The 7,489-nt window shown below is 64.5% G+C and carries 10 protein-coding genes; 1 reads left to right on the top strand and 9 read right to left on the bottom strand.

Translation table 11 applies throughout. The features are described from left to right. The 6 genes from ACREE8_RS05525 to ACREE8_RS05500 form a co-directional block, all read right to left on the bottom strand. A partial coding sequence (locus ACREE8_RS05525) for a hypothetical protein (protein ID WP_431571981.1) occupies positions 1–181 on the bottom strand: 181 nt, incomplete at its 3' end. Next, on the bottom strand, positions 174–599 hold the full coding sequence (locus ACREE8_RS05520; protein ID WP_431571980.1) for a hypothetical protein: 426 nt from the start codon (positions 597–599) through the stop codon (positions 174–176). The genes ACREE8_RS05520 and ACREE8_RS05525, both read right to left, overlap by 8 nt. Then, positions 596–1,702 (bottom strand): hypothetical protein, encoded by a 1,107-nt coding sequence (locus tag ACREE8_RS05515; protein ID WP_431571979.1) that lies wholly within the window; start codon positions 1,700–1,702, stop codon positions 596–598. The genes ACREE8_RS05520 and ACREE8_RS05515 overlap by 4 nt, the downstream gene beginning before the upstream one ends. A gap of 65 nt (positions 1,703–1,767) precedes the next feature. Continuing rightward, positions 1,768–2,694: a hypothetical protein gene (locus ACREE8_RS05510; RefSeq protein WP_431571978.1), complete on the bottom strand. Its 927-nt coding sequence runs from the start codon at positions 2,692–2,694 to the stop codon at positions 1,768–1,770. Positions 2,695–2,930: 236 nt separating this feature from the next. Then, positions 2,931–3,443: a hypothetical protein gene (locus ACREE8_RS05505; RefSeq protein WP_431571977.1), complete on the bottom strand. Its 513-nt coding sequence runs from the start codon at positions 3,441–3,443 to the stop codon at positions 2,931–2,933. After that, positions 3,440–4,390, bottom strand: a complete 951-nt coding sequence (locus tag ACREE8_RS05500) for a hypothetical protein (protein ID WP_431571976.1) — start codon at positions 4,388–4,390, stop codon at positions 3,440–3,442. Before ACREE8_RS05500 ends, ACREE8_RS05505 begins: the two co-directional genes overlap by 4 nt. A 182-nt stretch (positions 4,391–4,572) precedes the next feature. On the opposite strand from ACREE8_RS05500, the gene ACREE8_RS05495 reads away from it, so the two are divergent. Beyond that, positions 4,573–5,541 (top strand): tetratricopeptide repeat protein, encoded by a 969-nt coding sequence (locus ACREE8_RS05495; protein WP_431571975.1) that lies wholly within the window; start codon positions 4,573–4,575, stop codon positions 5,539–5,541. 18 nt (positions 5,542–5,559) lie between these two features. Here the strand turns inward: ACREE8_RS05495 and ACREE8_RS05490 are convergent, their stop codons facing one another. From ACREE8_RS05490 to ACREE8_RS05480, 3 genes are all read right to left on the bottom strand, one after another. After that, complete coding sequence (locus ACREE8_RS05490; RefSeq protein WP_431571974.1) at positions 5,560–6,000, bottom strand: hypothetical protein; 441 nt, start codon at positions 5,998–6,000, stop codon at positions 5,560–5,562. 3 nt (positions 6,001–6,003) lie between these two features. Next, the gene (locus tag ACREE8_RS05485; RefSeq protein ID WP_431571973.1) at positions 6,004–6,387 is read right to left on the bottom strand and encodes a hypothetical protein; all 384 of its coding nucleotides are present in this window, start codon (positions 6,385–6,387) and stop codon (positions 6,004–6,006) included. Between the two features lie 137 nt (positions 6,388–6,524). Beyond that, a complete protein-coding gene (locus ACREE8_RS05480) occupies positions 6,525–7,181 on the bottom strand; it encodes a hypothetical protein (RefSeq protein ID WP_431571972.1) in 657 nt (218 codons plus the stop codon). Between the last annotated feature and the right edge of the window lie 308 nt (positions 7,182–7,489).

The raw sequence follows: 7,489 nt of genomic DNA, 5'->3' as shown, positions 1-7,489 counted from the left end.
GCTGCTCCGGCGTGAAGTCCGCCGTCATCTGGAAGTTAGGCGTCCGGGGCGTGAAAGCGCCCGTGTCATAGAGCTGTCCCGCCTTCTTGATGACGTCCTGCAGCGGCTGCTGCACCGGCCCCCAGGGCTCGGAAGTCTGCACGGTCTGGCTGTTGCCGCCACCGCTACTCCAATCAGGCATCTTCAAACTCCTTCTCGACCATGTGATGGGTCGTGTCATAGCCGAACGGCTTCAGCACGCGGGACCAGCCCGGCCTGGCGAAGAGCTCCATGCCGCGGCAGCCCTTCTCGCGGGCCCAGGCCTCGATGACCGCGATGTGATGCTGCCAGCGTTCCCGCTCGTCGCCGACGCAGATGTTGATTCGGCAGACTCGCTTGCGCGGATAGACCGCGAGCTCGGTCACCACGACGGCGAGGACATCCTTCGCCTCTTCGTCCCAGACCACCCAGATCTGCTTCTCGCCGTGATGGGCCGAGCGCCGGATATCGAAAGCCTTCTCCTTGCCCCGTGAGGTCAGGCAGGCCTCTTCGATGCGTTCCTCGATCAGCGGCCAGACCTGGTCGATATTCTTCGACGGGATCCCGACCAGGCAGGTCAAGGGTAGGGCCGCATGTAGTTGATCGGAGCGACGCTTCCGGCGCCGAAGCGGGATTGCGTGGCGAGGCCCTGCAGCAGCCCTGGGTTCTGCGCGAGATACTGGAGCAACCCGACGGGCAGGTCGCTCGTAATGGGAGTTGACGTCGACGCCGGTTGCGAGTTCGGGGCCGGGAGCAGACCACCGCCTGCGTTCGCCTGTTGGGCCCGCTGGGCGATGGAAGCGTGATTACCCGGTAGGCCGCCGCTGTCGCCGCGACCACCGTTACCGCGACTGACTCCCCCGCCGCCGCTTCCGCCAACATTGCCATAGGCGCGATCACGCTGTTCGGCCACGGACATGCCGCCTATGTCGTCAAAGGCGCCCATGCTGTTCGCGATGTCCAGCCCCCAGCCCACTGGCGCCGCAGGAGTGAAGCCGAGAACTTTGGCGATAAAGCCAACGATCCCGCTGGCATCGGTCCCCTTGATCGCCTTCTGATATTTGTCACCGATATAGGCGTTCTCGTTGCCCCATTTGGTTGTCGGGGCAGGAGCCGGTTGGCCGTTCAGCCCAAGCCCCGCCGCAACGCGCGCATAAGCATTGCCGAGCCCGGTGCTGCGGCTGGTGCTGGTGGTAGTGCCACCGCCCTGATAGCTTGCGCCGCTGCTGTCATCCTTGCCGCTGCCGCTCCCGCCTCCCCTGCTCGCCGCACCGCCCGTGCCGTCGCCGGCATCGCCATGGCCACCGCTGGAAACACCACCGCCCAGACCCCAGAACTCTGGCAACCCGGTCTTCGGGTTGATCGTTCCCGACCCGCCGAGAAGACGCAGAATGGCGGCTTCCAGCGGCGATATATGCGCGACCAGCGTGTCGCCATGACGGCCTTGTGATGCGAGCAGTCGGGCATGATCGCGGCCGCACCGCCCTTCGCAGGGTGCGTTCTGACGCATGATGAATCCCTTCTTGTAGAGGTGCGAGCACCGGCCCTTCGGACCGGCGGCAAAGACATGAGTCTGCTCACCAGACAACGACGCCGGTGACGATTCGGAAGACGAACAGAAATCTCGGGACGGCTTCCCGGCGCCTGTCGACCCGGTGACGAGCGTCCGCCAGATCATGATCACGCGCCGTTCCCTCGAAGGCTTGTCCCTGTTGAGGACCCCGAACCTGTCGGCTCGCCGTCTCTCCGCTACCTATAACTATCCTTCCGCTGCTGCCGGGCCGTGATTTCCCGGTCTCTCGGCGGCCAATAGTCCGCGAACATGCCGCCCCAGAGATTGGCGGGCGATTGGGCGAGGCTCGTGCCCACCCCGTAGGTGTCGATCATCGCGTGGCCTTGTCCTGCCGGGCGGGCGATGCTCAGCACGACGCCGGGATAGAGGGGATGCCCGCGCTGGGTGGCGTTGACGACATAGTCCAGGCCGCTTTGCGGATCCATCATGCGATAGGACATGACCGGGCTCGCGGCGACACGGACCTTCTCCCACCTCGGCGGCACCGCATCGTTCGGCGTTCCCGCCGGTGTCGCCGGGCGATCATAGGCGCCCGGTGTAGGGTTCTCGGCCACCGCTTGGCTCAGCCCCGCCAGGCTCGGCGCGTCGGTCGACCGCTGATATTGATGCGCGTTGATGTCCGCGGCGTTGATCCGGGCGGGCAGATCGCCCTGCGGAAAAGGCTGCGTGACGATGCTGGTACCCGGAAAGCGGCAGGTCATCATGCCGTTCTCGGCAATGCAGAAATCGTCGCCGAAACGATCCTCGATCGCCGGGCTGTCCTGCCGCCACGGCGGCTGCAGGGCATGCATGCCATAGCGGTAGAGCGGGACGAGGAGATCGAGAGGCTGAGGCAGGCGCTCGGGATGGTCGAGGAGCGTATGCGCCTCGTTGGTCAGCCAATTGTCGTAGGGCTCGCGTTGTGGCGTGTGGGGCTTCGCCCTGAGCGCGGCGCCGACTTGCGCCAAATTCCCGTAACGTCCCATTGGCGGATCGGGCGGCGTTGCCGGCGTCGAGTCGCTGGCGACACGACGGACATCGCCGCTGCCAAACCCACGCGTGGGCCCGGCGGCCGGATGCTTCTGGGCGAGAATGTCGAAGAGTCCACGAGGCGGTGCTGACATGTTGCGACTCGATGATGGCGACGCCGAAGGTCCAATCGGCCGTTGCTGTGTTGCTATGCGCGATCCTGGCGTTGTCCTGGAACCGACCGCTCACATGAGGATTGCTTATCGCGCAACTCGAGAGCGCACCTGTCGAGCGGGCGCCGATCCGCCAGTGTCTGCATTTTGCCGGTATGATCGTCCCCGCCGGGGCCTGCGGTTGAGACAAGGCCGGGATGCGATCGCGCTTCGCGGGTCTATCGCTCCGAACCGTCCGACGGCGGCCCTTCGGTCGTCGTCCTCGTTAATGATGGCGCAGCGTTCGGTAAAGCCCCCGGCCGTGACGGTTGCGGTTTGTCGGGACGGTCCGGCCGGGCGATGAGCCAGAACAGCGTGCTCGCGAACAGGCCATAGGCGAGGGCCTCCGGCAGACCCTTGAGGGTATAGGCCAGCGGCAAGAACACCAGGCCCGAGCGCACCACCAGAATATTGGCGAGGAACCGGATCAGGAAGGCAACGGCAACAGCAGCCGGTCCCAGCGCGGCATAGGCGAGAAAGCCGGTCCAGCCGCGGGCGAGCAGAAACCGATGACCCGGCAAGGCGAGCAGCGCGATGGAATAGCTGAGCATCGCGCCCGGAGATCCCACATGCCTCATGCTGAGGTCCGAGAACGCAGTCGGGAAGTCGTCGGCCACAAGCGGCCGGAGCAACGCGACGGGAATCAGCGGGACCAGGATGAAGGCGAGTGCCGTCCGATCCGCCCGTCTCATGACCGTACCCTGCTTTGCGTTTCGCCCGCCGGGCGATCGTTGCCGCGCCGTTCGTTTCCCTGGCGTTCGTCGCCCTGGCACTCGGATGAGGCGGGCGCCGGCGTTGCTGGCAAGCTGCCGGTGCGGTCCGGCCGGACAATAAACCAGAAGACCACGGTGGTGACGATGCCGGCGACCGGGGGCTGCTCCAGCAGGCTGCCATGCAGCTCGGGTAGGATCAGCGCGTCCGTCCAGCCCGATAGGAATCGGGCAAGCGGCGGAATCATCCAGCCAGCGGCGGCGAGAACGGCGCCGAGCACGGCATAGAGGACGATGCCGGTTCCGCGCAGCCAGCCCAGCAGAAAATAGAGCGGGATGCCGAGCAGGATCGCGAGCGGATAGCCGGCGAACCCCGATGCGGAAATCGAATCCATGAACGCCGCGGCATTGTATTTGTCTTTGTGTGCGCTCGTGAAATCGATGCGGGCAAGATAGGTCAGCCCGACGACGAACCCGGGAATCCAGGGGGCGATGGCGAAGCCGGCGACGGTGCGCAGGTTCAGGACGAGGCGATCGGGCAGGTCCGGCCGGGCAGTGAGCCAGAATGCGACCGCGGGCAGCGTGCCGAAGAGGAAGGGAATCGCCGGCAGCGGAACCGGCCCCCCTTGTGTCATTCGGTACAGCAGCAGCATCACGACCGCACCGGGCAGGAAGGTCCCGATCGCGGCATAGGCGAGCATTCCTTTCCACCGCAGCGCATTCGCTAGAATGAAAGCCGGCACACCGACGATCGCCAATATCAGATAGCCGTAAAAGCCACTGACCAGGACGATCATGAAGAAGAACGCCGGGTCGCCGGCAGCGAGCGCCGGCAGTGCCCAGAGCGTCCCCGGAAGCAACGGAGCGATGGCGAAGCCGAGCAGGGTCCGCGGTCTCGAGATCAACGCTTGGAGCTCGGCGAAGGTCATCGAACTGTCTCATTCCCCGCCGACGCGGCGGCGGGGCTCATGGAGAAGGAGCCAGGCCGGGCCTGGCATGGACACCGTCCTGCGGCGGCCACCGAGGTGACATTTTTGGGGTGGGGCCCCGATTGCCCTGCAACAATAAATTGAATAGCCTGAGATTGGCAATGGGCCCAGGGGAGATTGGTTTGCAACTAAAAATTGATACGAGGTCCGCCAGCGGGGCGATACTCGGCTTCATCGTCGCGCTGGCGCTGGGGCTGCAACCTGCCGCCGCGGCCTCGCGGCTTGACGACTGCAAGGCCCAGACGGCCACCGATTGGACCGTTTGCGGCAACGCTGCGTTCGACGAGGGTCGCTATGACGATGCGATGGCGGCCTACAACCAGGCGCTGCGGCTCGATCCCCGCGCCTGGGACACCCTCTTCAATCGGGGCACCCTCGCGATGGGGTTGGGCGACAACGCGGCCGCGATCCGGGATTTCGACCAGGCACTGGCGATCGCCTCCGATCACTGCCCGGAGATCTGCTTCAATCGCGCCACCGCACATTATCGGATGCTGAGATTTCCAGAAGCGATCGCCGATTATTCCGCAGTGTTGACGCTCTTGCCGGAAAATGACCAGGCTCTCTTCCAGCGCGGGATCTGCTATAGCCTCGTCGGGAACAACGACGCGGCCTTGCGGGATTTCGCCGAGGTGACGCGGCTGAAGCCCGGCTATGTCGCCGCCTATTCGCAGCGCGCCACCCTCTATACCCGCATGGGAAACGACGACGCGGCGCTTCGGGAGGACGAGAAAGCGCTGGCGGTCGAGCCCACCTATGCCGATGCCTATTACGATCGCGCCGGCATCGCCTGGCGACGTGGAAATTTTCAGGACGCCATTCGAGACTACACGACGGCGATCGGCTTCTATGCCGAGGCCGCCAACGGGCCCAGCGAGCGCGTCAGCCGCTGGTACGGCCAGGGCGCCCACGCCCAGCCCATGCGGCTGGGCGTAAGCGTGAGGCTGATCGACCTCTATCTGGCGGACGCTTACTACTGGCGTTCGCGCGCCTGGCGCAGCCTCGGGGACACGGCCAAGGCCGACATCGATCTGGCCGACGCGCTGCGCGTGGATCCCAATGTGGGTGCGCGCATCGGCGATGAGCCGTGATTAACGAGGCTCTTCGGATTATGGCTTTGGCGCGTCTGGTGCCGGCCAGGGATGAAACCATCGGATGCCGCCCCCGGGCGCATCGGGATCGGGCAGCAGCGTCCGCAGCTCCGGATGCTGGCGGACCAGCTCGGTCAGCATCGCGGCATTCCAGTGCATGGAGTCGACCCTGACATCGAATGGTTGGAAGGCCTGGGAGGTCTGTGACCGGAGATAAAGCCGGCCGTCCTCGACGAGATAGAGGGGGACCCGCGCATAGGGTTCGAAGTCAGTCTCGAACCTGCTTTCCGGGGCTGCACCGTCGGCGGCGTCGACGCTCACGAACAAGACTTCTTGGTCCCCGCGCTGCGCGATGCGAGCCCAAAGCTCCTGGCCGGCGTATAACGTCAGGAAGGCGAGAACCACACCCAACACAATGGACCAGAATACGAGCTCACCCGCTGGCTTTTCGATAGGCATGGTCTAGCCTGCGGTTTGCGACGGCCAGGTGCGGAACCAGCGGATGCCGCCATCGGGCGCGTCCGGTTCGGGCAACATCGGCCGCAGCTCAGGATGCAACACGATCAGTTCGGCCAACATGGCGGCGTCCCAGCGCGGAAGGTCGATTTCCATGTAAAGTCCGTATTTCGGCTGTGTCGCTTGAAGTTTCAAATAAAGTTCGCCGTCCCTGATGAGATAGAGTGGGACGGTCGCGTCGCCGTCGAAATCGAGCTGCCACGCGCCCTCCTCTGAATATTCATCGGCTGCCTTCACGTTTTGAAACCAGGCCGACTTGCTCGCGGGCGGCAGGCGGCTGGCGTACCACACCAGCCCGCCATAGAGGATCGTCAACACGCCGAACGTCACGGCGAACGAAACCAGCGAAATGCGGAGCCACCGAGGCAGCCTTCTGAAGGACCGCGTCATCGCTCAGACCGCAGCCCCGGGTGTCGTGAGGATCACTGTCCAGTCTCTTTTCCTTGAAGCGTGTCTCTATTCGCCGCCTATTTCTTCCGCCTCGGTCCCGGCGAGGACGCGTCGACCAGCGGATCGCCCGCCGCGGCCGAAGGAACCGGATAGGTCCCCGATGGCGTCGGCGTTCGAGCGGGAGCCGGCGCTGGCTTCAGGTTGTATTTTCTAAGCAGATATTCTAGCGTCTTGCTCGAGAAATGGCGACAGTTATTCGTGAGAAGGTTGTAATCTCCCGGCTTGTCGTCCTGGGCCATCAGCTCCGCTTCGATGTAAGGCCGTACATCCTGGGGGACCGCATAATAATCATAAATTTCACCGCCCCTTCTTTTGTCCAGATAGACGGAGCCCTGATTGCTGTAATAGAGCTGCCCCGGATCCAGGCCGAAGCTGTAGTTGAAATAGGCGCCACTGGGGTCGCCCACCGCAATGCTCTCATGCGGTGCCGGCTCGCCGGGTGAGGAGCCTTCGATCCAGAGGCCGGGGACGACGGCCGGTCCGACCGGTGTCCTCAGCTCGGCGACACGCGCCGCCAAATTCCCGTAACGCCCCATCGGTAGATTCTGCGCGACCGGGCTCCGCAATATCGGATTCGCCGATGGCGGCGGTGGCGCGAGCAGCCCGCGCAGCGGCCCCGTTTCCGGCCGTTGCGGCGCGAGGATATCGAACAGCCCGCGAGGTGGTGTTGACATGTGGCTACCCGATGATGGCGACGCCGAACGTACGGTCGGGCGTCGCTGTGCTGCTGTGCGTCAGCGTCGCCGAGCCTTGCGCCCGGTCGTGATGGGTTGCGTTCATCGAAAAACCTTTTAATTATCGCTCGGAATCATTGGCTTATAGGCAGTCTCTTTTGCGCCGGCTGCCGCGGTCTGCTACAATGTGAGGTCGAGACTCAGCCATACGGGAGGTCGCGAGATGGACGAGATCGAGCGGTTGCGCGAGGTGGTCAGACAGGCCGAAATCTCCGTGGCAAACATGAAGGGTCTGGCGGAGCATGACG

Source organism: Hypericibacter sp. (assembly GCF_050729195.1).
In the GTDB taxonomy this organism is placed as follows: Bacteria; Pseudomonadota; Alphaproteobacteria; order Dongiales; family Dongiaceae; genus Hypericibacter.
Note: the sequence above shows the minus strand (reverse complement) of the source record. Positions and strands in the feature narration are given on the sequence as shown.

Bases quoted from the DNA above. Each gene is read 5' to 3' on its own strand.
- ACREE8_RS05500 (WP_431571976.1), bottom strand. From the start codon at position 4,390: ATGACCTTCGCCGAGCTCCAAGCGTTGATCTCGAGACCGCGGACCCTG.
- ACREE8_RS05480 (WP_431571972.1), bottom strand. From the start codon at position 7,181: ATGTCAACACCACCTCGCGGGCTGTTCGATATCCTCGCGCCGCAACGG.
- ACREE8_RS05505 (WP_431571977.1), bottom strand. From the start codon at position 3,443: ATGAGACGGGCGGATCGGACGGCACTCGCCTTCATCCTGGTCCCGCTG.
- ACREE8_RS05510 (WP_431571978.1), bottom strand. From the start codon at position 2,694: ATGTCAGCACCGCCTCGTGGACTCTTCGACATTCTCGCCCAGAAGCAT.
- ACREE8_RS05490 (WP_431571974.1), bottom strand. From the start codon at position 6,000: ATGCCTATCGAAAAGCCAGCGGGTGAGCTCGTATTCTGGTCCATTGTG.